This window comes from Ruminococcus sp. MCC718, from assembly GCF_018783905.1.
GTDB lineage: Bacteria > Bacillota > Clostridia > Lachnospirales > Lachnospiraceae > Hominisplanchenecus > Hominisplanchenecus faecis.
The window spans coordinates 1-26,890 of record NZ_WQNP01000122.1 but is presented as its reverse complement, the minus strand read 5'-3'; the positions used below and the strand labels follow the sequence as shown (position 1 = coordinate 26,890).

The 26,890-nt window shown below is 41.2% G+C and carries 23 protein-coding genes and 2 pseudogenes; 20 read left to right on the top strand and 5 right to left on the bottom strand.

The window, feature by feature from the left end; translation table 11 throughout:
• The first annotated feature begins 125 nt into the window (after positions 1-125).
• From GPK60_RS10915 to GPK60_RS10840, 15 genes and pseudogenes are all read left to right on the top strand, one after another.
• Positions 126-489 (top strand): annotated as a pseudogene (locus GPK60_RS10915) (type II toxin-antitoxin system HicB family antitoxin).
• Between the two features lie 91 nt (positions 490-580).
• A pseudogene (locus GPK60_RS10910) lies at positions 581-727 on the top strand (Hsp20 family protein); the annotation flags it as partial.
• A gap of 125 nt (positions 728-852) precedes the next feature.
• Positions 853-5,472 (top strand): hypothetical protein, encoded by a 4,620-nt coding sequence (locus tag GPK60_RS10905; RefSeq protein WP_215660039.1) that lies wholly within the window; start codon positions 853-855, stop codon positions 5,470-5,472.
• Positions 5,473-5,785: 313 nt separating this feature from the next.
• Positions 5,786-6,223: a hypothetical protein gene (locus GPK60_RS10900; RefSeq protein ID WP_022118271.1), complete on the top strand. Its 438-nt coding sequence runs from the start codon at positions 5,786-5,788 to the stop codon at positions 6,221-6,223.
• A 180-nt stretch (positions 6,224-6,403) separates the two neighbouring features.
• Positions 6,404-7,933, top strand: coding sequence for an AAA family ATPase (locus tag GPK60_RS10895; RefSeq protein WP_215660036.1), 1,530 nt, complete (start codon positions 6,404-6,406; stop codon positions 7,931-7,933).
• A complete protein-coding gene (locus GPK60_RS10890; protein WP_215660033.1) occupies positions 7,902-9,092 on the top strand; it encodes a hypothetical protein in 1,191 nt (396 codons plus the stop codon). Before GPK60_RS10895 ends, GPK60_RS10890 begins: the two co-directional genes overlap by 32 nt.
• Positions 9,093-9,128: 36 nt before the next feature.
• Positions 9,129-9,428 (top strand): helix-turn-helix transcriptional regulator, encoded by a 300-nt coding sequence (locus tag GPK60_RS10885; RefSeq protein ID WP_173897675.1) that lies wholly within the window; start codon positions 9,129-9,131, stop codon positions 9,426-9,428.
• 34 nt (positions 9,429-9,462) lie between these two features.
• On the top strand, positions 9,463-9,615 hold the full coding sequence (locus GPK60_RS10880; protein WP_173897676.1) for a hypothetical protein: 153 nt from the start codon (positions 9,463-9,465) through the stop codon (positions 9,613-9,615).
• Positions 9,606-11,822, top strand: coding sequence for a response regulator (locus tag GPK60_RS10875; protein WP_173897677.1), 2,217 nt, complete (start codon positions 9,606-9,608; stop codon positions 11,820-11,822). The genes GPK60_RS10880 and GPK60_RS10875 overlap by 10 nt, the downstream gene beginning before the upstream one ends.
• A gap of 113 nt (positions 11,823-11,935) precedes the next feature.
• Entirely contained in the window at positions 11,936-12,475 is a 540-nt protein-coding gene (locus GPK60_RS10870) for a histidine phosphatase family protein (RefSeq protein ID WP_022118276.1), read from the top strand.
• A gap of 149 nt (positions 12,476-12,624) precedes the next feature.
• On the top strand, positions 12,625-13,329 hold the full coding sequence (locus tag GPK60_RS15700) for a hypothetical protein (protein WP_346727766.1): 705 nt from the start codon (positions 12,625-12,627) through the stop codon (positions 13,327-13,329).
• 126 nt (positions 13,330-13,455) lie between these two features.
• Complete coding sequence (locus GPK60_RS10855) at positions 13,456-13,866, top strand: peptide deformylase (protein WP_147632366.1); 411 nt, start codon at positions 13,456-13,458, stop codon at positions 13,864-13,866.
• Between the two features lie 605 nt (positions 13,867-14,471).
• Positions 14,472-14,846 carry an HIRAN domain-containing protein gene (locus tag GPK60_RS10850; protein ID WP_252191379.1) on the top strand — a complete coding sequence of 125 codons (375 nt, stop codon included), beginning with the start codon at positions 14,472-14,474 and terminating at the stop codon, positions 14,844-14,846.
• Between the two features lie 74 nt (positions 14,847-14,920).
• The gene (locus GPK60_RS10845) at positions 14,921-15,910 is read left to right on the top strand and encodes a WYL domain-containing protein (protein ID WP_173866796.1); all 990 of its coding nucleotides are present in this window, start codon (positions 14,921-14,923) and stop codon (positions 15,908-15,910) included.
• Positions 15,911-15,995: 85 nt separating this feature from the next.
• On the top strand, positions 15,996-16,652 hold the full coding sequence (locus tag GPK60_RS10840) for a 3'-5' exonuclease (RefSeq protein WP_147632368.1): 657 nt from the start codon (positions 15,996-15,998) through the stop codon (positions 16,650-16,652).
• A 206-nt stretch (positions 16,653-16,858) separates the two neighbouring features.
• Here GPK60_RS10840 and hcp read toward each other — a convergent pair whose 3' ends face one another.
• Positions 16,859-18,517 (bottom strand): hydroxylamine reductase, encoded by a 1,659-nt coding sequence (gene hcp, locus GPK60_RS10835; RefSeq protein ID WP_022118049.1) that lies wholly within the window; start codon positions 18,515-18,517, stop codon positions 16,859-16,861.
• A 338-nt stretch (positions 18,518-18,855) separates the two neighbouring features.
• Here hcp and GPK60_RS10830 point away from each other — a divergent pair, with 338 nt between their 5' ends.
• Positions 18,856-19,413: a GNAT family N-acetyltransferase gene (locus GPK60_RS10830; RefSeq protein ID WP_215660031.1), complete on the top strand. Its 558-nt coding sequence runs from the start codon at positions 18,856-18,858 to the stop codon at positions 19,411-19,413.
• Positions 19,414-19,723: 310 nt separating this feature from the next.
• Here GPK60_RS10830 and GPK60_RS10825 read toward each other — a convergent pair whose 3' ends face one another.
• From GPK60_RS10825 to GPK60_RS10815, 3 genes are all read right to left on the bottom strand, one after another.
• Positions 19,724-20,461: a NifB/NifX family molybdenum-iron cluster-binding protein gene (locus tag GPK60_RS10825; RefSeq protein ID WP_215660028.1), complete on the bottom strand. Its 738-nt coding sequence runs from the start codon at positions 20,459-20,461 to the stop codon at positions 19,724-19,726.
• A gap of 137 nt (positions 20,462-20,598) precedes the next feature.
• Entirely contained in the window at positions 20,599-21,453 is an 855-nt protein-coding gene (locus GPK60_RS10820) for a YitT family protein (protein WP_215660024.1), read from the bottom strand.
• A 194-nt stretch (positions 21,454-21,647) separates the two neighbouring features.
• Positions 21,648-22,367, bottom strand: coding sequence for an MBL fold metallo-hydrolase (locus tag GPK60_RS10815; RefSeq protein ID WP_346727765.1), 720 nt, complete (start codon positions 22,365-22,367; stop codon positions 21,648-21,650).
• A gap of 914 nt (positions 22,368-23,281) precedes the next feature.
• Between GPK60_RS10815 and GPK60_RS10810 the strand changes: the two genes are divergently transcribed.
• On the top strand, positions 23,282-23,764 hold the full coding sequence (locus tag GPK60_RS10810) for a GNAT family N-acetyltransferase (protein ID WP_173897682.1): 483 nt from the start codon (positions 23,282-23,284) through the stop codon (positions 23,762-23,764).
• Here the strand turns inward: GPK60_RS10810 and GPK60_RS10805 are convergent.
• Positions 23,761-24,141, bottom strand: coding sequence for an SdpI family protein (locus GPK60_RS10805; RefSeq protein ID WP_173897683.1), 381 nt, complete (start codon positions 24,139-24,141; stop codon positions 23,761-23,763). The two genes, GPK60_RS10810 and GPK60_RS10805, sit on opposite strands and share 4 nt — an antisense overlap.
• Positions 24,142-24,658: 517 nt before the next feature.
• Here GPK60_RS10805 and GPK60_RS10800 point away from each other — a divergent pair.
• The 3 genes from GPK60_RS10800 to GPK60_RS10790 form a co-directional block, all read left to right on the top strand.
• Positions 24,659-25,549: an Rpn family recombination-promoting nuclease/putative transposase gene (locus GPK60_RS10800; RefSeq protein ID WP_215660021.1), complete on the top strand. Its 891-nt coding sequence runs from the start codon at positions 24,659-24,661 to the stop codon at positions 25,547-25,549.
• A 318-nt stretch (positions 25,550-25,867) separates the two neighbouring features.
• Positions 25,868-26,281, top strand: a complete 414-nt coding sequence (gene tnpA, locus GPK60_RS10795) for an IS200/IS605 family transposase (RefSeq protein ID WP_173898641.1) — start codon at positions 25,868-25,870, stop codon at positions 26,279-26,281.
• 4 nt (positions 26,282-26,285) lie between these two features.
• A partial coding sequence (locus GPK60_RS10790; RefSeq protein WP_215660017.1) for an RNA-guided endonuclease TnpB family protein occupies positions 26,286-26,890 on the top strand: 605 nt, incomplete at its 3' end.

Here is a 26,890-nt window from a genome sequence, read left to right as displayed (position 1 = left end):
TACAGCTTAAGCAACAAGATGGATAATTCCTTACTGGCTGTAAGGGATATTAACCATAAATATATTGTAGTAGAAAGTATATGTAGAAATGGTAAGGCAGATTGTAGAAAGTGAGGCGAAGAATGATGAAGACGCTGAATGATTATATGGCAATGTCCTATCGTATGGAAATTGTGGAAGACAAAGATGAAGGCGGATTTGTAGTTTCTTATCCAGATTTGCCTGGTTGCATTACTTGTGGTGAAACAGTGGAGAGTGCAGTAGCAAATGCACTGGATGCAAAAAAAAACATGGCTTGAAGCAGCATTAGAAGAAGGGGTAGAAATTCATGAACCAGACAGTTTGGAAGACTATTCTGGACAGTTTAAATTGAGAATTCCGAGAAGCCTGCACAGATCACTGGCAGAACATTCTCAGAGAGAAGGAATCAGCATGAACCAGTATTGTGTGTACCTTCTTTCCAGAAATGATGCAGTGTTCTCAAAATAAATGATGAAAATTATTCTTCGTTGGTTACACATTACATTCATGATTTTATGGAGAAATGACTTATGTTGATGCCTGGTATTTTTGGAGAAAAGAACTGGAAATCGATCTGTCGGGATTCAAGAAAGAGGAAGTTAGGGCAGAGCTGAAAGATGGTTATCTGACAGTCAGTGCAGTCAAAGACCTGGATGAGGATGAAAAGGATAAAGAGACCGGTAAGTACATCCGCCGTGAACGTTATCATCAATACTGGCATTTTATACTGAAATACTAACCGTTTGGCTAGTTCTATATAAAAATCATATATGCTATAATAAAATCAGAGAATGCAGATTTTACGATAAGCTGGCAAAGGGGCGAAAAAGTATGAAAAAACGAATGTTGAAGATAATGAGTATGGGAGTTACGGCGTGTCTGTTGCTTGGAACAACACCGACACCGATGTTGACAAAGGCAGCAGTAACCGAAACAGCAAACCATATAGCAAATAAAAGCAAAGAATCGGAAAAGACAGAGACAAAGAAGAGCAAAGAATCTGAAGCGGTAAATACAGAGAAAACTAAAGAAACAGAAATACCGGGAGCAAAAAAAGAGAAAGAATCCGAAACAGTAAAATCAGAGAAAAGTAAAGAGACGGAAATAAAGAAAGCAAAAGAATCTGAGACAACAGAGACGAAGAAAAATAAGGAATCCGAGACAACAGAAACAAAACAGACGAAAGAAACTGCAGCAGCAGAGACAGGAAAAATTAAAGAACCTGAAACAGCAAATACAGACAAAAACAAAGCATCCGAAACTTCAGGCACACAGAAAAATAAGGAATCTGAAATTTCAGAAACGAAGAAAGAAACAGTAAGCAAAGGAACTGAAACACAAAAAGTAACAGAAGTACAAAAAGAAACTAAAATACAAAAAGAAACAGAAACACAGAAGAAAAACGAAGCAGCAAAGCAGAAAGCGAAAAACAAGGCAGCAGCTTCTGCAAATAAGAAACAGGGTATTGCACTGCAAAATGCGGCGGAGATAAGCGTTACGACGCAAAATGAGCTGAGGGCAGCTCTGAAAAATGATGCAGTTCAGACAATCAACATTGAAGGAAGTTTTACTTATACATATGAAGTGGAAACAGATAAGAAGATTGTCATTAAGAATGGGGCTGTTTTCAAATGGAGTGCTTATCAGGATACGTTCCGTATAACGGACATGCTGATTGAGAACGGAGCGGTTTTCCAGATCAGCCCATTTGATTTTATGTCAAAAGCGGTGGTAGCCGGTACGATCACCAATCAGGGTGACATTCAGGTAACGTCTGCAAGGGGCGAATGTTTCTTTACAGCATCGGTAAAAGGAAGCGGAACGTTTTCTCAGACAACAGAACAAACTTATATCAGCTATGGAGCCGTACAGGATGCTATGATTACCGGCACAGGCTATCGGATCAATCTTCTGAAGGATTTGTCTGTAACACCGACAGTCAGTCTGCCGGATTCTATGCAGACAGGAGATACGATCACACCGATTTTCACCAATATCATAGATGGCGTAGACCTTTCCAAAGCATTTACTTATAAATGGAACAATGGAAGTTATGATATTTATAATGGTGCGTCCAGTCCGATGCTGACGAAATCCGGAACATTGAAACTGACGGTGTCCCCGAAAAAACCATATATTATGCGGACCAGTACCAACAGTTATCCGGGCAGTTTGGATGCTAGGGGAACTGTTCAGAAAAAGCAGTATGATGTCATTTATGTAGATCCTGCAAATGGAAATAACAACAATCTGGGTGATACAAAAGAAACTTCCATGAAAACCATAACCGGTGCAATGAACAATCTCACAGAAAACGGAACGATCGTACTGCTCGGTGATTACAGCAGTTATACGGTGATCGATAAAAATGTGACGATAAAAAGTGAGGATGCTAAACAGTATTCGTTTGCACCGACATTGGCTCTGAATGCCGATAATCTTCGTGTGACACTGGATTCCGTGAATCTTTCAAATCTGACGGCAACGGGATACGGGACAAACGAAACACTGACCATAAAAAACAGCAGCGGAAGTATTCAGTCTACCGATCAGAATATTGCGAATGTTCAGGTGGAAGATTCCAACTTAAGCGGGAGACTGACAGCATCACAGAATCTGGAATTTAAAAATGTTACATTTTCTGGCAAATTTCAGACAGAAAAATTCATTGCTGACGGTAAAAATATCCTGATTCCGGAGAAAAACAGGATCAGCCGCATTGATGGAACAGCGACAATCACCAATCCGATCACGATACAGACCGAGCCGGTAAAAGGAAAGAAAGTACTGGAAATCAGCGAGAATAATAAAGATACGATTCTGTCAAAACTTAAACTGGCAGACACTCAGAATGATAAGTTCCAGATGAAAGTTTCAAAACAGTACAATGGCACATATATTACCATTACGCAGCGTGTGACATCCGGCGGAAAACTGCTGATTGCAAATGAGCCGTTTATCGGTGAGGCAGTAGAAGATTCTTATGCAACAATGCGAAATGAGGACTGTTCTGTAAAAACAGCAGTATGGAGCGGATACAGTCATGCGGCAGGATCAAAATGGGCAGCCGGTGATGTACCGGAACTGACGATCACGTTGAAGGTCTGGAGCAGCGACGGAACGGGCGTCGAGAGCAAACATTTTGATGAGACTTTCCGTGCACAGGATATCAAAGTGTATTCCTGGAAAGATCTGGACACCTATCCGGACACGGATTCGGATACAAACCTGAATAAGGATGCAGAGATTTTGGTAAAAGACGGACAGGGACTCAGTGCAGACGGTGAAACCTTTACGTTTACACTGCGTTATCCGGCCGTAGAGCGTATGGAACAGACGATCACGACAGACTGCAGTGCACGTAGTGCGTATTGCACAGAGAAGCTTGCTGCACGCCCGGTGCAGGCACAGGGTACGGTTTCCTATGAAAGCAGTGATCCGGATATTGCATCCGTAGATGCTGCAACGGGAGAAATTACCGCAAAGAAGCCTGGAAAGGTCAAAATCCTCATCCATGCCGCACAGACAGATCTTTATAAGGCCGCAAGTGCAGAATATGAGTTAACGGTGGACCATGCTGCGGTGACTGCACCGACTGCCATAACTGGTTTGAAATATAACGGAAAAGCACAGAAACTGGCAACACCAGGAGAAACTCTGGAAGGCAAGATCATGTACAAGGTAAATGACGGTGAATGGAAAGAGGAAGTGCCGATTGCCGTCAATGCCGGAACATATACAGTATATTATAAAGCGGTAAGAGGAGAAGGACACGGAGAGACAGAAGAACAACATTTTGATGTAAATGTTTCTCAGAAAGAAATCGGAATAGAATGGACGAATACCGAAGTTATTTATGATGGAACGGAAAAATTACCGATAGCAGCCGCAAAAGGTCTGGCAGAAGGTGATACCTGTAATATTACAGTAACCGGAGGACAGACGGAGGCAGGCACTTATACAGCCCAGGCAGCTGCGATTGATAATGCAAATTATAAGCTTCCGGCAGAGACAACCGTTACTTTTGTCATTCGGAAAGCAGATTTTGAACTGACTGGCATGCCGCAGGCAAAAACAGATCTGGTGTATGACGGAAAAGAACAGGAACTGATCACGGCCGGTTCTGCAAAGAGTGGCACTTTGCTCTACAAACTGGGCGATGGCGAGTGGACAGAAAAAATCCCGTCCGCAGTACATGCAGGAACCTATGATGTATCTTATAAAATCGCAGGTGACAGCAATCATAATGATCTGATCGGTTTGGAAGTTCTGCATATCAAGATTGCGGCAAAATCAATCGCAGATGCAGATGTAAAACTGGCAGATGCATTGAAATATACTGGACAGCAGCAGAAACAGGAAATCTCAAAAGTGACGGCAGGAAATCTGGAAGTTCCAAAGGATGATTATGAAGTGAGCGGAAATCAGGCAGCAGAAGCCGGTGTCTATACGATGACGATCACAGCAAAAGAAGGAACAAATTTCACCGGAAGCAGAGAATGGACTTATGTAGTTGCACCGGTGAAAATGAGCCAGATCACAAAAGATAAAGACGGTAAAGTACAGATAGGGCATGGTACTTTTTCTGTGAAGATTGAACAGGACAAGGACACAGCACAAGCAGCACTTGTAACAAGCGAGGCAGAATTCATTGAGAAACTGGTGGATGCCGGTGATATTACAGCAGATGAGCTGACACGGACAGCAAACGGGGCATCAATGGAACTGCTGCTTCACATTCAGAATGAATCTTCGCTTGGTGAAGAATCCAGAACGCAGATACAGAAAAAAGCAGCAGAAAAAGGTTATACACCGGGAACCTGCTTTAAACTCAGTCTGAAAAAGTATATGACCGAAAACGGTACGACAGATCAGGGAACTGTGATTTCGCAGAACGGTAAAATAAAGCTTATCCTACAGATTCCGGAAAGTCTTCAGAATCAGAACAGTAAGAAAGACCGTACTTATTTTATTCTGTGTAGCAAGAATGGAAATGTGGAAGCATTAAACGGCACTTATGATGCAAAAGCAAAAACCATTACCTTTGAAGCAGAAGATTATGCCGATTATGCGTTGGTATATCAGGAGACAGATAAGCCTGATAATGGAGGCGGAAATGATCAGGAACCAGAAACGGATGATAACACAAAGAAAGATGATAATAAGCAGAACGGTAATAAAGACAATAACAAGAACAACAACAACAATAAAAACAATAACAAAAACAATAATAACAACAACCAGAACAATCCGCAAAATAACAATGGAAATGGCAGTCAGAAGTCAGGCATCACAACTACTGCTTCCGGAACTTCAGCGACAACTGCGGGCAGCACTGTAAAGGCCGCAAATACGGCGGACAGTGCGAATGTTTTCGGAAATATCCTGGCATTTCTCGGAGCATGGATGATTCTGCTTGGAGCCTGGATCAGAAGAAAAACAACAAAATAATCTCAGTGAAATTTAAAGGGAATCCCTGCCGCATGCAGGGCAATGGGATATACTTGCAAGGGTAAAATGTGTATAAAAAGGAGCCTGAAGCTATTTGCTTCAGGCTCCTTTTGAGCCAAAGTTTATGCGTTGCCGCTGACCGTTACATTTGCAACGCCTCCCCAGTCAGTTGATTTTTGAGGATCTTTTGTTTCACGGGAACAGGCATATACTTGAATTTATTAAGCGTATATGATATATTGATTAAATCAACTGGATGTATATGTGAAGTAAAACGGATCAGATGAAAAAATCAAATGAAAGAAGGCTGCATATGGAAATGAAAGATGAATTTTTATTCAAAACACACATGCTCGATAAAAACGGAGAAAAGACCGGAGTAGATCAGATTGCGGATTATATGTTCCGGGCGGATATGATCTACAGAATGAAACTTGCATCGGACATGGGACTGCCGGTGCTTACCTTAATTGCACGGGAGCTGGAAGAGAAGTTTGATGAAAATTCCAGTTTCCCGGTGACAGCAACGAAAAATGATCCAAATGCACCACTATATCGCCAGAATGTCGGAAGGATCGCCAAGTTTATCATGGATAAGCTGGGGTATGTCCCGGCGACAGGGAGTGTTAGGCTTCCGGCGGTGTCAAAGTCGAGATATTTTTCGACAAGTGCGGTATATGAGAAAAAGAAAAAAGGAAGTTATGATTTTAAAATAACAGATTTTGTGATACACTTGCAGAAAACAAAATAACAGAAAAACGCCCAGAAAACTCCCCCTTTTTTCGAAATGTTATTTATAAATTATAATAGAAGATGGAAAGAGAATAAAACATATTTTCTTTCAGATCGGTGGCTTTCTGATGACGCAGCTCCGGGAAGTCACTGAAAAGAATAACACGAACAGGGTAGAAACGGAAAGGCGGGAAGTCATATGTCAGAAAAGATTTTTAAGGTGTCAGGGGAAGAATTCCGGAAACAGTACAAGGAAGCTTATGAAAGCGGAAGAGCATCACTTGCAGATAAAATGCCGGCGGAGTTCTTTGCGAGAACTGCCATTTCAGATGAGGTGGCAGTACTGCTTTTTCGGTATATGAGCTTTCTGGATGAGGCAGACAAAACAACCTGTCGTTACTTGCAGGAAGTAAAAAAACTGATCGAAAACGGAAAGTTCCAGCATTTGAAAGAGTGTGAAGGATTGAATCCACAGGTAATTGACATGATCGATACATTGTATGAAAAACGTCTAAGAGAATGCTGTGATGAACTGCTTTGTATTGCAATGACGATGTACCGCATTTTTAATATGCAGGAAAGACCATTGCAGAGGCCGGAATACAAAAGACGTACCGAAATGGCCTGGAGAGCAGTGAACAAAGCCAGAAAAGATAAGCTTATTGAGCTTTCTGAAAGGAAAAAAAGCTTAAAAGAGAGTCCGGCAGACAATATTCCACTGGCAGTGAAAGTGAAAGAACATTTTGACAGCAGTGGTATGCGTGGTCAGGAAGAGGCTAAAAAGATCGTGGCAATGAGCGTGCATAAATTTGTTATTAGTGAAGGAAAGGATCGAAATCCGATCCTTCTGGAAGGACCTACCGGTTCCGGAAAGACCTTTATGTTTCAGCTGCTTGAGGAAATGCCGGAATTGAAAGATCTGTGCTTTTTTAATTATTGTGCCTCTGATATGACACCGAATGGCTTCAGCGGGGATGACATTTCCAATGTTTTCTCAAAATATGAAAGAATGGCAAGACAAAAGATGAAGAAAGGTGAGAATGGCTTACAGATGCCGCTGGGAATTATTTTTCTTGACGAAATGGATAAGATCATCGGTATGTCAAACACAGACAGTAATGGTGAAGACTGCAATGCCATTGTGACAGCTCAGCTGCTGACTGCGATTGCCGGAACCCAGAACTATGGAAGTGTCGATACCAGTAAAATCCTGTTCATCATGGCAGGTGCTTTTGAGGAGCTTGAAAACAGCAGAAAGAAAAAGCGGGAAGAACACGGTATTGGTTTTGCAGTAAATGCATCCGCAAAGGAGAAAGAGAACAGCATGACCGGATATGATCTTCGGGAAGAACTGGAAGAGATCGGTGTTTCAAAGCAGTTTCTCGGAAGGGTGCCTTACATTGTACATATGGACCGGCTGTCAAGAGCTCAGCTGCGTCAGATTCTGGTGGATAAGGAACATGGAGTATTTGGTAAGAAACAGAAGTGGCTCAAAAGAAACGGAAAAACGTTGACTTACGATGAGGATCTTGTGGAGGAGATTCTGGATCGTATGGAAGAACACGATATGGGAGCCAGAGGAGCGGCTGCAATGCTGGAGACATTGATCGGAACAGCAGAATACGATATGTTCGCAAACGGTTATAAGAATTTGCATCTGTACAAAGGAATGTTCTTCAGAGAGGAACCTGTTTTCGATGAACAGAAAGGTAAGAGTCGTGATAAATAGTATAAAGAAAATTTTTCTGATCATTAAATGGTTTTTTGTATGGGTTTACAGAAAAACAGAACAGTTCTGCAAAAGAGTATGGAGAAGACAGGATTTACTGTTATGTCTTGCAACTTTGACCATGATCGGTTATGCTACATTCTGGAGATATGACAATGGGATTTTTGATGGGAAAGAAGTCTGGTGGATGATATCCGTGATCGCCGGTCTGGTTGTGGCACTGATCATCGGGATCGTCGGTTACCGTATTTTTTTCAGATGTGCACCGCCGCTGTATCTTGTGTTTTCTGTGGTGCATCTTTTCCAGAGAAAACCGATGATTGAAAAAGAATTCGAGGCAACACTGAGAAATCTGTTTCTGAATGACTACAGGGCAGAAAGCACGGTTGAACTTGTACTGATGCTTCTGACAGCATTTGTGCTGGCGGCATTTGAAAGAAGAAACCGGGCACTGTTTCGAAAAGAAAGAGAACAGAAAGAGAGGGAAAAAAGTTTAACCGGAAGAAGAGCAAGAAGGATGAAGAAAAAGAGTCCGACAAAGCCGGATGAAGGCTTTTTGGGAAAGCATTTTCCGTGTATCATTACCGGGGCTATGATCCTGGTGATGATGTTCTCTTATCTGTTTTCCGGATTTGTGGTAAGAGTTGTGTGTATAACAGTGGCTGTTTTTACGTTGACTGTTTATACAGCTCCGCTGGTCCGGAAAGTCCGGGCGGTGCTCTTTGCCACGGCAGGATTTGTGTGCAGCTTCCATCATGAACTGTCAATCCTGAAATACAACAAAGCGAACGGGAGCTATTTCCTGAAGTGGATGGCGGAGCGTGGATCACTGCCGAATATCCTGATCTGGGAAAAATTCGGACTGATCGGATACTGTCTGGTTGTGGCAGCAGTCCTGAGTATTATCTGGTTTATCTGGAGAGCATGGAGATATGCAAATAAAAAAGGTAATGTCTGTGATGAAGTGATTTCCATTACCGCTTTTGTACATTTTGCTCTCGCAGGAACCTATTTTGTGGCAGAAATGGCATTTCCGGATGGAAATTATTTCTGGGGAAATAACCTTCCGTTTTTTACAGGAACTCTGGAAAATAATCTTTTGTATCTGGCAGAGCTGGGGATCGTGTATCGGATCCTGAGAAAAAGTATTGGAAAATAGCGGGCAGATGCCGGATGTCTGAAAAGGAGGCAGTGTATGAATCCAATTTGTTTGTCGATTAAGCAGGAAGAAACCGGAAAAAGAATCAAACAGCTGTTGCAGGATCACGGATACAAGGTAAAAGATATCCAGGGGGCGATGGGATTTGAAACGCCGCAGGCGGTATACAAATGGCTGTCGGGCAAGTCGCTTCCAAGCCTGGACAACTTCGTGATCCTGAGCAGATTGCTGAATACAAGCATTGAAGATATCCTCGTCATTGACGGGGATTCTTTTTTGTCTTTCTTGCTGCGTTTCGTTGAAAAAAATGGCTTTTTTGCTTTAAAGGGAGTATAATCGAAATGCATTAAATGATCTGGAAGCCGGCAAGGTGGATCTGCTGGGACTGCTCCTAAAGAATGAATATACAGAAGAGATTTATAATTTTCCGGAACAGGATTACGGCACGGTTTATACAACGCTCTCTGTGCACTGGAAACCGGAAATCTGCGTGAGGATAACGCTGCTTCTGTTGTGCCGCTGAAAGTAGGACTGTGGGAACAGGCAAAAACAAGAAATCAGGAAGTGATCTCAAATGTTTCTCTTGATCCGATTTCCGGAACCAGGATTATAGAGAGATTTGCACCAAGGCCGTATTATTTTGCATCTGAGGACGAGGATCTGCTGAAAGAAGTGGATGAGGCGATCAGCATCATCAAGCAGGTGCAGCCGAGCCTTCCGGATGTACTGTTTGATAAATATTTCCGCAATACAAGATATGTTTTCGCACCGACACAGCAGCAGAAAGACTATCTGAAATCGATGGATACGCTGGAAGTGCTGTGTGTGGAGCGAGATGCTCCTTATGTTTATCAGAAAGAGGGAAAACCGGCAGGAATGATGGTGGAAATCCTGAATAGTTTTGCAGAAGAGACCGGAGTTTCGATCAATTATACATTCTGCCAGAGCCGCGATGAGGCTGAACAGAAATTAAAAGAAGAATCTTATGACCTGATGATCGGTCTTTCTTTTGATTCAGAATACTGTGCACGTCTTGGATTTGTGCGAAGCAAGTCTATTATGGAGTCCAATCTGGCTTATCTGCATCGTTCGGAGAACAGCAGCCACAAAACGGTTGCGATTGAAAAAGGAATGGAAAGCCTGGTAGATACAACGGAATTTCAGGAAGTGATAAAGTGTGATAATATCGTACAGTGCATGGAAGCGGTCACAAACGGAAGAGCAGATTATGCAGTCGGAGACCGTTCAGCCCTGGAATATTATATGTATGATACTTACAGCACACTGGTTACCGGCCTGATCTCGGGAAGTGCACAGAATATCTGTATTGCGATCGCAAGAGAAAGCAATCTGCAGTTTATAAGGCTTGTGAATGACTATATTTACAGCCTGTCGGATCTGCAGAAAACAACATTTCTGGAAGAAGGAAATATGCACTTGTATAAAACATCGCTGCGAGGCTATGTACGGATGCATCCGATCCAGACGATGCTGCTGTTTTCCGGACTGACTGCATTTATTGTGGTTGCATGTTCCATGATGTTTCACGCGAAACAAATGCATAAAAAGAATATGGAACTGGAAATGGCGAATCAGGCGAAAAGCGAATTTCTGACCAGAATGTCCCACGATATCCGCACGCCGATGAATGGTATCATCGGTATGCTGGATATTTCGGATAAATGTCTGGACAATCCGGAGGCGGTAAGAAAATATCATAAAAAGATCCGCGTGGCGTCGGAGTATCTGCTGTCGCTGATCAATGATGTTCTGGATATGAGCAAACTGGATTCGGGGGAAATGTATTTTGCGGAAGAATCCGTGTATCTGCGGGAAATGCTGGAAAACTGTAGGGATATCATGGAGACAAGAGCGGCAGAACATGGGATCGAACTGGAAACGCCGGGGCTTGAAAACTTTAACCCGCCGAGGGTTCTGACAAGTGAACTGCATATCCGCCAGATCGCCATGAATATCATCAGCAATGCGATCAAATACAATAAGCCAAACGGAAAGATCATAGCAACGGCGGAAGTCGTAAATCAGACAGAAGATTACGTTACCTGCAGATTTATGGTAAAAGATACCGGAATCGGCATGAGTGATGATTTTCAGAAAAATATGTTTGATCCATTCTCGCAGGAATACGGAAAAGACCGCAGTGAGTTTAGGGGAACCGAACTTGAACTTTCTATCGTGAAGCGGATTGTAGATCAGATGGGCGGCGAAATCCGGGTCGAGAGCAAAAAAGGAGTCGGAACTACCTTTACCTGGACGTTGACATTTAAAACAGATAAAGAATACCGGGAAGAAAAAGTGGCGGCAAACCAGCAGGACTTCAGTCTGGCTGGGAAAAAGATCCTGGCAGCAGAAGATAATACCTTAAATGCAGAAATTCTGATATTCCTGCTGGATGATATGGGAGCGGACACGGTGCTTGTGGAAAACGGAAAACAGGTTGTAGAGGCATTTAAAGAATCCGACTGGGATGAATATGACTGCATTCTTATGGACGTTATGATGCCGATCATGGACGGTTACACGGCAACTCGCAGAATCCGAGGTCTGTCAAGACCGGATGCACAGAGCATACCGATCATCGCCCTGACAGCAAATGCATTTGCAGAAGACAGAAAGAAAGCAATGGAAGCCGGTATGAATGACCACGTCGCAAAACCGGTCGATATGAAGGTACTGACAGCAGTGCTGCAAAAGTATCTGGAGAAATAAAAACAATATCATAGAAGAGAGAGCAAAAGAACATGAAAATGCATCTCTGTACAGAGACAAGCTGGAGAAATAAAAAAGCAATATAGAAACAGAAAGGGCATAATATCTGAGATATGGGACATTTTTATTTTGTACGACATGGACAGACCATCTGGAATGTGGAAAATAAAATCTGCGGTGCGACCGACATTGCACTGACAGAATTCGGACATCAGCAGGCGATCGAAACCGGAAGAAAGATTCTGGCAGAAGGCATTAAGGCAGATGAGATTTTATATTCTCCGCTGATCAGAGCGGCGGATACTGCCAGACATATTTCGGAGATCACCGGAATACCGGCAAGAGTCGAGCCGCGTCTGACAGAACAGCGTTTTGGAAAGTGGGAAGCTACCGCAAGAAACGGCGAAGCATTTAAGAAAGCAAAAGAATGTTTCGCGTGCAGCCACGAAGGAGGAGAATCTACTCTGCATCTGGCACAGCGGATCTATAATCTGCTGGATGAGATCAAACAGGAATCGGACGAAAAAACCTATATTCTTGTGGCACACAATGGAATTGCGAGAGTGGTGCAGTCCTATTTCTACGATATGACAAACGAAGAATACGCTGCTTTCGGAGTGAAAAACTGTGCGGTAGTACGGTATGATTTTTAAAATAGTTTTGGAAAAGCTCTGCAAAAAGCAAACGTGGGAGTTCAGGAATCGGTTATGAGAGATATAGTGTATGCAGGTGTTGTGGGGTGTGTTATGGATGGAAATATTGCATAAATATACAGCAAAATTGAGTTGGAGGGGAAAGGGACATGAAGAAATATCAGTTTTACGGCTGGGAACAGGCAGATGTTCCGGCAACTTCAAAAACATATGAAAAAATAAAAAATCCAAAAGAATTATATGATATATTATCAGAAATTTGGTGTGCGGATACCTGTGCACCGAGAATGAGGGAAAGATGGAGCAAAGAGAATCAAACATTAGGACAATGTTCTATTACGGCATTTCTGGCACAGGATATCTTTGGCGGAAAAGTGTATGGGATTCTCAGACCGGGCGGAAATTATCATTGTTATAATGTGGTGGGGGATTGTTGCTTTGATCTGACAAGCGAACAGTTTGGCGATGAAATTCTTGATTACAGAGAGAATCCGGAGCAGTTCCGCGAGGTACATTTCCAGAAAGAAGAGAAAAGGCAGAGATACGAGTATCTGAAAAAAGAACTGGAAACATATCTCGGCAGGACATCGGAGCAGACGAAACAGCTTTACAAAGTATTATTAAGCAAAGGTTACCCCAAAGAACTTTGTGCGGAGATAGCCTACAAAAATATGAACACAGACTATACGGCGACCAGGATGTTAGGTTATCTGTACCGCGTGACAAATCCAAGGATTGAAGATTTAGTAGATGAAATGCTGGCAATCCTGAGTGACCGGGAAGCAATCATACAAAAGAAGGAACTGGAGCACGCACAGGCAGTGATCAATGATATGTATAAAAATGGACTGTAAAAACATGGTTCACGTGAAAAAATCCGGTTGAGAAAAGAGTTTAACGAAAGAACTTAGCCGGATTTTTTTGTATGTAACAGTAAAAGAATGTTATAAGCGGTTATTACGAAAAAGGATGGATAAAAAATGGTCAGAACAATCGTAAAAGATATTTTCTTTCTGGGACAGAAATCCGAGCCGGCAACAAAGTCGGATATTTCTGTAGGGAAAGATCTTCAGGATACACTGGAAGTCAACCGTGCCGGCTGCGTGGGAATGGCAGCAAATATGATCGGAATCAAAAAGAGAGTGATCATTGTAAATATAGGGCTGGTTGATGTTGTGATGTTTAATCCGGTAATGCTGCGAAAAGATACTCCATATGAAACAGAAGAAGGATGTCTTTCGCTTACAGGTGTGAGAAAAACAACACGATACGAAAACATAGAAGTAGAGTACTATGATATGGACTGGAAAAAGCAGAAGATGAAACTCAGCGGATGGCCGGCACAGATCTGTCAGCATGAGATGGATCATCTCGAAGGGATTTTGATTTAAAAAATTGCGGCGGAGGTTTTCTTAATGTGTAAATGAACGAATTCCCCGAAGGGCACGTAAAAGTGCCTTCTTGGGAATTCGTTCATTTTGCACATTTCCAAAAACTCCTGGCTTGCCGGGGATTGCTGAAGCGGAAAGCTCTTTCTTGCCGAGGTATAAAAGCTGAGATGAAAGGGACAGAAGCACAGTGATGGAAATTTATCTTAGTCGAAGAAGACTCCCACTTCTATAAAGTGGCGAGCAACAAATTTGTCTTAGTGAGAGTTCAATCTCCGACTAAGATAAACGCTCCGCGAGGGCACACATTGTCCAGTGGACAATGGTTTTGTGCCGACCGGAACGAAGTGTAGAATGCACAGCGATTCTGTTAGGTAAATGTCAGCAAAGCTGACCAGAATCGCGTGCCAAGTCTCACGTGCGTTCGACTTGAATATCGTCACTGTGCTTTTTATATATTTAGTTTCACGTGAAACATAGCGATGTGAAACGCAAAATGTGGTTGTTTTATAGAAAAGAGAAGACGAAGAGAAAACAACTGTACTTTTTATTGGACATGTTGTACTGTATAATGAAGTATAGAAGACGTGGAAAGGAAGGTATGGGGAATGGAGAATGAGAAAAAAATCAAAAAAGTCTATTTTACGTTGACGGGTACGAAGTATCATTATGGAATGGATTTTCTGGAAAAGGGTATGAAATTATATCTGGAAAAGGAACCGGATAATAAATATGATAAAGAAGCAATTATGGTAAAAAAAGAAGGACTTGGATTGATTGGTTATGTGGCAAACAGTACATATACAGTAATCGGAGAAAGTATGAGTGCAGGTCGTTTATATGATAAGATTGGAAAGAAAGCAACAGCGAAAGTTGTTATGCTGACAAATGCAGGTGTTATCTGCAAAATCTGTAAAAAAAGTCTGCTGGAGTATCAGCAGCAAAATAAAGAAATCGAGAAAAGCGAAGAGCCGGTTAAATAGAATTAAAAGAGTTTCACAACGTTTTCACTCTATATGTTATACTGATTTCAACAATGAAAAAGGGAGAAAGGTATATGCCTAAAGGTACAAATCAAAAGTTTAAATTGTACAGACTTGCACAGATTATGCAGGAGAATACAGATGACAGCCATTATATGACAATGCCGGAAATTATGGTTGAGCTGAAAAAATATGGAATAACAGCAGAAAGAAAAAGTATTTACAGTGATCTGAAAGATCTGGAACAGATGGGCATAGAAGTTCAGGGGGAAAAGACAGGAAAATATTATCAGTACCATGTTGTAAATCGCCCTTTTGAACTTGCAGAACTGAAACTTCTGGTAGATGCAATTCAGTCATCGAAATTTATTACAGAGAGAAAAAGCAATGCACTGATTAAGAAAATAGAGAAAATGGTCAGCAAATATGAGGCAATGACACTGCAAAGACAGGTTTATGTTTCCGGGAGAATTAAAACGATGAATGAAAGTATCTACTATACGGTAGATGCTATTCACAATGCAATATCTGAAAATCGAAAAATTAAGTTTCAATATTTTCAATGGACGGAAAAGAAAGAAATGAAATTGCGACATGGCGGAAAGTATTATCATATCAGTCCGTGGGGGCTTTCGTGGGAAGGACAAAACTATTATCTCGTAGGTTATGATTCTGAAGCAGAAAAAATAAAGCATTATCGGGTGGATAAGATGCTACATATCCAGGTGTCAGAAGAAAAGAGGGAAGGTGAACAGCATTTTCAGCAGCTTGACATGGCTGATTATGCAAAAAAGAGTTTTGGAATGTATGGGGGAAAAGAACAGCTAGTAAAATTAAAAATTAGAGATACGTTGGTGGGAGTGATGATTGATCGTTTTGGAAAAGATGTGATGATTATTCCTGAGGATAAAGGTCATTTTATCGTTCCGGTCTGCGTATATGTCAGCAGACAGTTTTTAGGCTGGGTGTTTTCTCTCGGGGACAGCATAGAAATTCTTTCGCCGCCACAAGTGGTTGAGCAGATGAAAGAGGAGAGTGAAAGGTTGTTTCGACAATACCATTAGAAATACAGAAAGAGCGGCTGAATCATGTAAAATCATGATAGCAAAAGATAAAAAGCAAAAAACTATTTCGATGGAGGGCATTCATATGAACTATGTAGTGATTGATCTGGAAATGTGCAAAGTACCAAAAATGTATCGAAACAAAATGTATAAATATGCAACAGAGATCATTGAAATTGGGACAGTTTTATTGAATGAAGATTTCAGGCAGATTGCGACATTAAGACAGTATGTGCATCCGGAATATGGAGTATTGGATCACTATATCAGCAATTTGACAGGTATTCAGAATGTTCAGATAAAAAATGCACCATTACTTGAGGAAGCCCTGAAACATCTGACGAATTGGCTTGGAGACAGGGAGTATAAAGTTTTTGCGTGGAGTGAGTGTGACTTTGCTCAACTGAGAAGGGAAATAAAAAGTAAACAGATAGAAGATGAGCAAATCCAAAATTTCATGCAGCCAAAGCGTTGGATTGATTATCAGGATGCATTTGTAAAACGAAGCGGATTTTCCAGGGCAATCTCTTTAAGTGAAGCTCTGATGCTTTGCGATATGCAGCCTTGCGGCAGGTTACACGATGGTTTGGATGATGCAATCAATACCGCAAAATTAATTGAGATGCTGGAATCTGATCCAGATTACCAGATTCGTAACTACGAGAAAGAACTTGCAATTTCAGCGGAGCCACTGCAGTTTTGCATGGGAGATTTGTTTGCGGGGTTAAGCTTGAGTGCATAGTATGCCAGGTCGCATATGAATTCGACTTGAATTGATAAAAATGCCAGAATAATCATTTTCAAATTATTCTGGCATTTTTATCCTTTGGAATTCTTTCGGATATTTTGTGTGAGATTGAAAGCGGTATTCCCGTGTAGGTGGTTTCACGTGAAACATTAAAATATTTGATTTCTAAAGTACTCTGTGTTTCACGTGAAACGAAAAAATTATTTTTCAAAGAAAAGTTTCATGTCATTTTCTACAGTATCTATTCCGGCGATTCCGAAGTTTTCCATAAGTACTTTTGCTACATTTGGACTGAGAAATGCAGGGAGTGTCGGTCCGAGGTGAATATTTTTCACTCCAAGATACAGGAGGGAGAGCAGTACAATAACTGCTTTCTGTTCGTACCATGCGATATTGTAGATGATTGGCAGTTCATTGATATCGTCAAGCCCAAATACTTCTTTTAATTTCAATGCGATCACAGCCAGGGAGTAAGAATCATTGCACTGACCGGCATCTAAAACGCGAGGGATTCCGTTGATATCTCCAAGATTCAGTTTATTATATTTATATTTTGCACAGCCGGCAGTGAGGATGACAGTGTCTTTTGGAAGAGCTTTCGCAAAGTCGCTGTAATAGTTACGGCTCTTTGCACGTCCGTCGCAGCCTGCCATTACTACGAATTTTTTGATGGAACCGGATTTTACGGCAGCTACAATCTGATCAGCAAGAGCCAGTACTTGTGCATGTGCAAATCCGCCGATAATTTCCCCTTCTTCAATCTGAGCAGGTGGGGCACATTTTTTTGCGTGTTCGATGATCACAGTGAAATCTTTGTTCACAGCAGAAGCACTGCCGTTTTCTGCTGAAATATCTCCAATATGCTGACAGCCAGGATATCCGGCTGCACCGGTTGTGTATAAACGGTCTTTATAGCTGTCTTTTGGCGGAACGATACAGTTGGTTGTCATCAGGATCGGACCGTGGAAAGCTTCAAATTCATCTTTCTGTTTCCACCATGCATTCCCATAATTTCCTACAAAGTTTTGATATTTTTTAAAAGCCGGGTAGTAGTGTGCCGGAAGCATTTCGGAGTGTGTATAGACATCTACGCCAGTTCCCTGAGTCTGTTCCAGCAGCATTTCCAGGTCTTTCAAATCATGACCGGATACGAGAATGGCAGGGTTGTTTCTGACGCCGATATTGACTTTGGTAATTTCCGGATTACCATAAGTTTCTGTGTTGGCTTTGTCGAGGAGAGCCATGCCATCCACACCATATTTGCCGACTTCCAGAGCCAGGGCAACCAGTTCCTCTGCACCTAAAGAATCATCAAGCGTTGCAGCCAGAGCCTTCTGAAGAAAAGCATCCACGTTTTCATCATCGTGCAGAAGGGCATTGGCGTGTTTGGAGTAAGCAGATAATCCTTTTAATCCATAAGTAATCAACTCACGCAGGGAACGGATATCTTCGTCTTTTGTAGACAATACACCTACTTCTGCAGCTTTTTCTTCAAAACTGTCTTCAGTGCCATCCCAGAGGGCTGCAGATGGAAGAGAAGAAGATGTGGAGAGCTGTTTGATAAGGTTTCTTTTCACTTCGAGCGAAGTGTGGATACGTGAAACAATCGCATCTTTATCAAAATTTGCATTTGTTATTGTGACAAAGAGGTTTAAGGTGATCAGGTGATTGATGTCAGTACTGATCTCAACGCCTTCTGCCCGAAGCTGTGTGGTTACTGCGGACAGACCTTTTGTTACAAATACCAGAAGATCCTGCATGGCGGCCAGATCTGGTTTCTTTCCACAGACTCCGACTCTGGTACATCCGGTGCATCCTGCGGTTTCCTGACACTGATAGCAAAACATAGTTTGATTCATAAATGAAATCCTCCTTTAAGATGACAGTCCAAACTGTCTTTTATTTATCTCAGTCGAGAAGACTCCCACTTCTGCAAGTGGTGAGTAATAAAGTCTTTCTCAGTGGGAGTACAATCTCCGATTGAGATATGCTCTGTACGGGCGATGCCTGCTTCGTATTCTTATCTCAATATCATTTGAAAAAAGTTATTCTCTTTTGTATAATGCTTGTATTGTGTTTGTCATGTGAGTAAAAGTATCTACTGAGGCAGGTCTTCCTGGTACTGCACGTGACGTTTGTAAATATAATGGAAAAATGAAAAGAAATCGGTTGTTTTAACAACGAAGGAGAAAAATATATGTTGAAAAAAATGGAAATAAAAGATTTTGACCAGGTGTATACCTTGATGGAAGAAAGTTTTCCGAAAGACGAATACAGAGATTATCAGAAACAGAAGGAACTGTTTCGAAATCCAGAGTATCAGATTTTGATAGAAAAAAATCCAGAGTTCCGGGAAATCAAAGCATTTTTTGCAGCATGGAAGTTTGAAACTTTTATTTACGTGGAACATTTCGCAGTCAATCCGGTATTGAGAAATGGAGGCGTAGGAAGCAGGATGCTAAAAGCATTGACAGAAGACGCAGAAAAAATGATCATTCTGGAAGTAGAACCTCCGACAGAAGAAATAGCAGTAAGGAGAGTTAGGTTTTACGAGAGAAATGGATTCTTCTTTAATGATTATCCATACATTCAGCCATCCATGGGTGAAGGGCGTAAAGAGATACCGCTTTTTCTGATGAGCACAGAGAGAAAAATTGACGAAGAAGAGTACAGAATGATTCGCAATACACTGTATACGAAAGTTTATGGAAAGAAAGATGTGCTGGAAAGAGAAAGATTTATTGATATGTGTTAGTTTCACGTGAAACATAATTTCGGATAAGCTAATTTGGACGGATACGCGTGAGATTTAGAACACGATTCGGGTCAGGTCAGCCAGCCGACTGAAACAAATGCTCCGCTGGTAACAAATTTGTGTCAGGGTGATGAAATGCAATCCCCTGTCTGATATAGATTTGACAGATTGTGGAAGTGCACAGAAGAAAAATAAAAAGAGCATATAAGCTAAAAAAGAAAATGCTTTGCTTATATGCTCTCTTTGTATATCGGATGTGAAATGACTTCTGCCTCTGCGATCAGTCAGAGGTATTCTTGAATGTTAATGATCAGTGGTGACCACAGCCGTGATTTCCACAGGCGTGTCCTTCTTCGCGACTGTGGTGGCTGCATGTAGCACCGGCAGAGGTCAGCTCGCCACGCAGGTAAGCTTCGACTGCTTTGTCCGTGTCTCCGGATGCACCGGAACATAAGGTGATGCCGGCATTTGCGAGAGCTACCTGAGCACCGCCGCCGATGCCTCCGCAGATCAGTACATCAATCTGGTTACCGGAAAGAAGTCCGGCAAGAGCACCGTGTCCAATACCATTTGAGCCCATTACCTGGCTGCTTACGATTTTATTGTTTTCCACTTCATAAATTTTAAAATTTTCTGTTCTTCCAAAATGCTGGAATACTTCTCCGTTTTCGTATGTTACAGCAATTCTCATGACATTTTCTCCCTTTTTCTGCATATAATTTACTGGCTGCGTGGATTTACAGCAGTTTTCACAGCATGGACTTCCATCACATAAAATGTAATTTCCACCCTCGATGCGGATGGATTTTCCAAGGACAATGCTTTCGGCAATTTTTTTTCGTGCGGAATTATAAATCAACTGTGCAGTTGTACGTGCAACACACATCTTTTTTGCACATTCTTCCTGGCTCAGACCTTCCATATCAATTTGCCGTATGGCTTCGTATTCGTCTACTGTCAGTGTAGTTACATCGTCCAGTCCGTTTTCAGACTGAAAAATCACATAATCAGGTTCTCTGCAAATCCTTCTTTTTCTACATTTTGGCATAAGTTTTTCTCCTTTTATTGGCATATGCCAATAAAAATAATAGCATAGGTAAGTTAAAAAGTAAAGAGGACATTTGAAATCAGAGGTCAGGTATTCAAAGAATCGAACATTTCTGACCTGAAACAGGGAATTTCGGATTACAGTTTTGGCTGGTATCGCATGCTGGATACGTTGTAAACGGTAACGAATGCCTGCGGATCTTCTTTTGTAATATAGTTCATAAGTTTCTGATATTCAGATTTGTCCACGATGGTAATGATCTCGTTTCTCTTTTGCATGTTGTAAGCTCCGATGGATTCATAAATGGTAGCTCCGCTGTGCAGATCGTGAATGATAAAATTACGAAGTTCTTCTTCTTTTTTTGTAATAATGCAGACACGACGCTTGATGTTATGGTCGAAAATAAAGTGGTCAAGAACCATACCGTTGAAATAAGTTCCGAGGATACTGAGCACTACGGTCTTCTTATCGTAGACAAGTGCGGCAGAAAGTGCAACACACATTCCGGAAAGAGACATGGCTTTTCCTAAATCTATATGTGCATATTTATTCAATATTTTTGCAATAATATCCAATCCGCCAGAAGAAGCATTGCGGTTAAAAAGGATGCTTAATCCGACACTGACAACGAGAATATAGCAGAGCACATCCAGTTCCTGACTGTTTGTCATGGAGCCAAAATCTGGCAGGATCATTTCAAAGAGCCAGAGGAAGAATGGAAGCATAATGCTGGTATAAACGGTTTTAACGCCAAATTCCCTGCCGCAGGTGAAAAAACCGATGATCAGGAGAGTAATGTTCAGGATCATACTGATCGCAGACAGAGGGAGCGGAATAAAGTTTGTCAGTACAATACCAAGCCCGGAAATACTGCTGACGGAGGTATGGCTTGGAACAAGAAAAAAGTAAACTGCAGCGGCAATGATCGCGACAGCAACCGTCAGAATAAAAGTTTCTTTCAGGATGTTTAAATAGTTTGTTTTTGTTTTCATTATTTGCCTCGTTTATTAATAAAATTTAGTGTCCGCAACAAGAATGCCAGGGCATCCTTATATATTTAAATTAAAAAATCAGATAAAACCCAATAGTTATTGCTAAAAATTATACAATTTTGATGGATTCAAGATCATTCGGAATGTAAAGATTGCCGGAAAAATAAGATTCTCCTTCGACTGAATACAGTTCTTTACGGTTCTGGATGTTTTTGTCCTCTGTGTGATAGAGAAACAAGGTTCGGAACATGAAGCTTCTGGGCAAGTTCACAGGCGTCTTTTACGGTTGAATGGTGCTTCTCGTAAGGGTTGAAAAGGTCTCTTTCAGAGTAGAGGCAGAAAGCTTCGTGCAGGAGCCATTCGCAGCCTTCTACGTAAGGCTTTTCACAGTCGTTATAAGGCTCATCGCCGCAACAGACGAGCTTTTTGCCACTGTTCAGTTCCATAGAAAAGCCAAATTGCTTTGCTTTGGTGGATCCGATATCGAAAAAGGTCACATTTCGGTCGTTGATAGTGCGAGTTTCAGCGTCGGAAACACAGATCAGATGTAGCCTGTCACCGATAAAACGAGTCTGTTTCTTTGGGAGGAGCTGTTCGGCCAGGTTATGGAGCAGGGAAATAACTTCTGCGTGACCATAAATAGTGGCTTCTCCTTCATATTTGCCACTGTTCATATTCTGACAGATCATGCGGATCATCCAGATGATACCGGTCAGATGGTCGATGTGTTTGTGGGTGATAAAGATTTCGCGCATATCCATCCAGTTAAAACCGGCGTGTTTTAACTGATGAAGAATGGCGCTGCCGCCACCGCCGTCCACCATAAAATATTTTTCATTTTCTTCCAGGACAAAACAGGTATTGTAACATTCGGTTACAAGTGCGTTTCCGGTTCCTAACATTGTTAATTTCATATGCAACACCTTCCTTTGAAAAAAACAGTAAAGAGGAAATCTGCTACGGTAAAAAAGAAACAGATTTCTGGTTACAAGTTTCCGTTAAAATGTCCGTTTTAGAGGCTTAAATATGGATTTCCAATATATTGCACATAAGAAAATGAAATAATGTGGGAACGATTTCATATTGCAAAAAATGCCGGAAAATCAAGGTTTTTCGGGAATATGAGTATTGAGAAAAGCTTCATATCTGACCCAAAACAGACATATAATTATTACAGGAATGCTGTTTACAGCCTGTAAACCGTCGGATATACGCTGCATATAAGGAGATGCAGGCTATCCAAAGTATATTTTGCAGTAAAAAAGGAAATATTGCAAGAGAAATAAATGGGTGCTTTCTAAATAAAACATCACATATAATGGTATTTATGCATAAAAATAAACGCTTTATGCATAAATGTATACGTATGCATAAAAAGAAAACAAGGGAATCGCGTTGCATAATAAGTGATGTTACGAGACGAGAAAGGGAACAAAAAACACCAGATTGACTAAAAAATGAGGAATTAATACTTGTTTTTTCTGATTATATATTTGATCGTTCTGGCTTTCCTTGCACTTTAAGTGTGGCAATGTTAAAATCAAAAAAAGAGTGAAAAGGAATCGTAAAACAAAGATAGAAATTTTGAAGAGATGAAACGATTGTGCCATTGATCAATATGGATTTTGATGGTTTGAGGACTGCAATTATTGAGATGTTATCCGGCGTATCGGTAGAAGTGGACGTATCTTCTTTCCAAAATGATATGACCAGTTTTGTGAATAAAGATGATGTGTTCACGTATTTGATACACTTAGGTTATCTTGCAAACAAAGAAACATCAGTGCATGATAGAAAAAGTGTGCATTTGATGAGGAAGGACAAAAAATTGAAGATAAGAACAGCAACAATGGATGATCTGGAAATGATAGCCGCTGTGGAGGCAGAATGTTTCCCGGCGGCAGAGGCAGCAACCAGAGAAGAGTTTGCAAAAAGGCTGCAACATTATAGTGATCATTTCTGGCTTATGTTTGAGGGGGAGAAACTGATCGCTTTTGTGGATGGATTTGTTACGGATGAAGCAGATCTGACGGATGAAATGTATGAAAAAGCGGAGCTGCATAATGAGTATGGAGCGTGGCAGATGATTTTCGGCGTAAATACAATCCCTGCCTGTCGCAGGCATGGATATGCGGGAGAACTGATCTGCAGAGCAATCCAGGATGCGAAGAAGCAGGGACGAAAAGGTCTTGTACTTACGTGTAAGGACAGGCTGGTTCCATATTATGCAAAATTTGGTTTTGTAAATGAAGGAGTCTCTGATTCCGCACATGGAAATGTTGTATGGAATCAGATGAGACTGACTTTCTAAAAAATGCGATTTCCATTTTGATCAAAATGTGCCCGAAGAGCCTTTTCGGTAAAGAAAATCGGAAGGATCAGCGGGATCAACTGTAAAAAGGTGATAATCAGGCCCATATTGCCGACCGGATCATTGCCTTTTCCAATTACAAAAAGCATTGGAATGACAGAAGGTATGATCAGAATCCAGCCAAGGGTACGCCAGATTTTCCCAAAATAGTGATGGGCAAACTGCCAGGTATCTGCATTTTTCATAGACATGGAAGTGCGGTAGCCAAAAGCGGAATTGATTTCCTTTGGAGCACTTCTGGAAAAAAGTCCGCCAAAGCTGATCATCAGGAATGGAATCAGCAGAACTGTTACGCACATAAAAATCCAAAATCCCATAAAAATCCTCCTTTCGAAAGTCGAAAAATCCCAAGCGTATCTTAGAAGGGAGAAAGGTGTAGTTAAGGATAATATAAGACTAAGATGGGAAAAAAGCAAGATGAAGTTGGGCATTAAGAAAACTTATATGTAAAATAGTACACCATGATGGGGACTCTGAAGCGGAAGATTATTAAAAAAATATTTCTCTGATTTGGATTGACAAAGATCGCTTATTCAAGTATAATAATCACAAAATAGTTTTAAATCTAATTCTATCTGACTTTCATTGCCGTTCGGCAGGAAAATCCAAAAAAACTTCATACCTGCACAGAGCGGCTGAAAATACAAAAGTGATATCTTAAGAAAACTTTTTGACAACTGATATTTGCAAATTGCTTCTTAGACAAAGAGTTTCACAATCCCGGTATCCAGGGCTGTTTTGTAGCAGGGAAATGTCAGCAAAGCTGACCAGAACCGTGCACCGGGTCTCAGGTATATTTAGCCTGGATTCATACAAAAAGCAAAGGAGCAGCCTATGGGACAAAAAGATATTACAGAGAAATTACTGGAAGATTATAATGATGTATTTGCAGATATCATAAACGGACTGATTTTTAAAGGAGAACAGCGGATTCTGCCGGAATCTCTGGAAAATGCAAAAGTCCACTCTCAATATAAAGCAGAAGATGGAAAAGTCCATGAACTGGAGAGGGATGTCATAAAATACTGGAAAGAGAAAAAAGTCGAACTGGCGATCTGCGGGATCGAAAACCAGAGCAATGTGAAAAAATATATGCCGTTCCGTATTATCGGATATGATGGTGCAGCATATCGCAGTCAGCTATTGGAGAATAGAAAAGAGATCCTGCCGGTCATGACAATTGTATTGTACTTCGGTACGGATCATCACTGGTATGGCAAAAAGAATATCAAAGGGTTGATGAAAATCCCGGAAGGACTGGAAGAGTACATCAATGATTATGAAATGAAAGTATTTGAGATCGCATGGCTTACAGAAGAGGAGATCAGCCGTTTCCACAGTGATTTTAAAGTCGTGGCAAATTTCTTTGTTCAAAAAAGAAAGCATAAGGATTATATCCCAGATGATCCAACGGAAATCAGGCATATAGATGAAGTACTGAAATTGCTCCGGGTAATGACCGGGGATGAACGCTACCAAGCAATATTTCAGAAAGAGAGAGGAGTGCATAGTATGTGTGATGTGGCGGAAAGACTCGAAAAAATGGGAATGGAAAAGGGAATAGAAAAGGGAATGGAACAGGGAGTGAAACAAGGAAGAAAGTTAGGCAGAAATGAGGGAATCCACGAAGAAAAAATCCGTGTATACAAAAAACTTCTTGAAAAAGGATTTTCGAAACAAGAAGCACAGGAGATAACTGAATTGTCGCAATTTCTGGAAAATTGACCGAGCCTTTTAAAGCGAGGGATGCTTCTTGTCCGAAGGGCAAGAAGATGGGCATTAAGAAAACTTATATGTAAAATAGTACGCCATGATGAGTCGAAAACAATCCACGTCAAAGTGATTTGTTTTTGGATTCATCATGGCTGTATTATTTTGCACACCATGTTTTACAATGCGGTTCATTTGCACATGCAATACTATTCTTTTGCAAACCTCCGACCTCTAAGGTGGGAGATGAATTGCTGCCATTATCCTCTTGATATTGTGTTCTAATCATAGTATAATATATTCAGTCGAATCATAAAGAAAGGCTGAAATACAATGAATTTGGATAATAATGCACATTCGGTATTCCTACTGCACTATCATCTTGTACTTGTGGTCAAGTACCGCAGACAGGTTTTTGATGATACTGTTTCTGGCAGGGCAAAAGAGATCTTTGAGTATATTGCTCCAAATTACAATATCACTCTTGAAGAATGGAATCACGACAAAGACCATGTACATATACTTTTCAGGGCACACCCAAATACGGAAATAAGCAAGTTCATAAATGCATATAAAAGTGCAAGCAGCAGACTTCTTAAGAAGGAATTTCCACAGATACGGCAAAAGTTGTGGAAAGAACGTTTCTGGAGCCAGAGTTTTTGTCTGCTTACAACCGGTGGTGCACCCATTGAAGTGCTCAAAAAATACATAGAAAGCCAGGGAGAAAAGGAACGAAAAAGGAAGTGACCGCGTGGCAAACAGAGCCTATAAATTCAGAATATATCCCAATGATGCACAGAAGATTTTGTTTGCCAGGACATTCGGCTGTGTGAGAATGGTGTACAACCACTGGCTTGATAGAAAGATCAAGCAGTATGAAGAAAACAAAGCCAATGTAACCTACACTGTCTGTGCAAAAGAAATGGCTGAGATGAAGAAAACGGAAGCATATGCATTTTTACGGGAAGTAGACAGTATCGCATTGCAACAATCGCTCCGACATCTTGATACGGCGTTCCAGAATTTTTTCAAACAGCCAAAAACAGGTTTCCCAAGGTTCAAATCCAAAAAGCGTAATAAAAGCAGCTATTCAACGATCTGCATCAATGGAAACATAACCATATCGAATGGATATTTGAAATTGCCTAAGATCGGACAAGTCAGATTAAAACAGCACAGGGCTGTCCCGAATGGATACAGGCTGAAATCTGTGACAGTAAGCCAGACACCAGGGGGAAAATACTATGCAAGTATTCTTTTTCAGTACGAAGATCAGGTACAGGAAAAGGAGATGCAGCGTTTTTTAGGTCTGGATTTTTCCATGCACGAATTATATCGTGACAGTAATGGGAATGA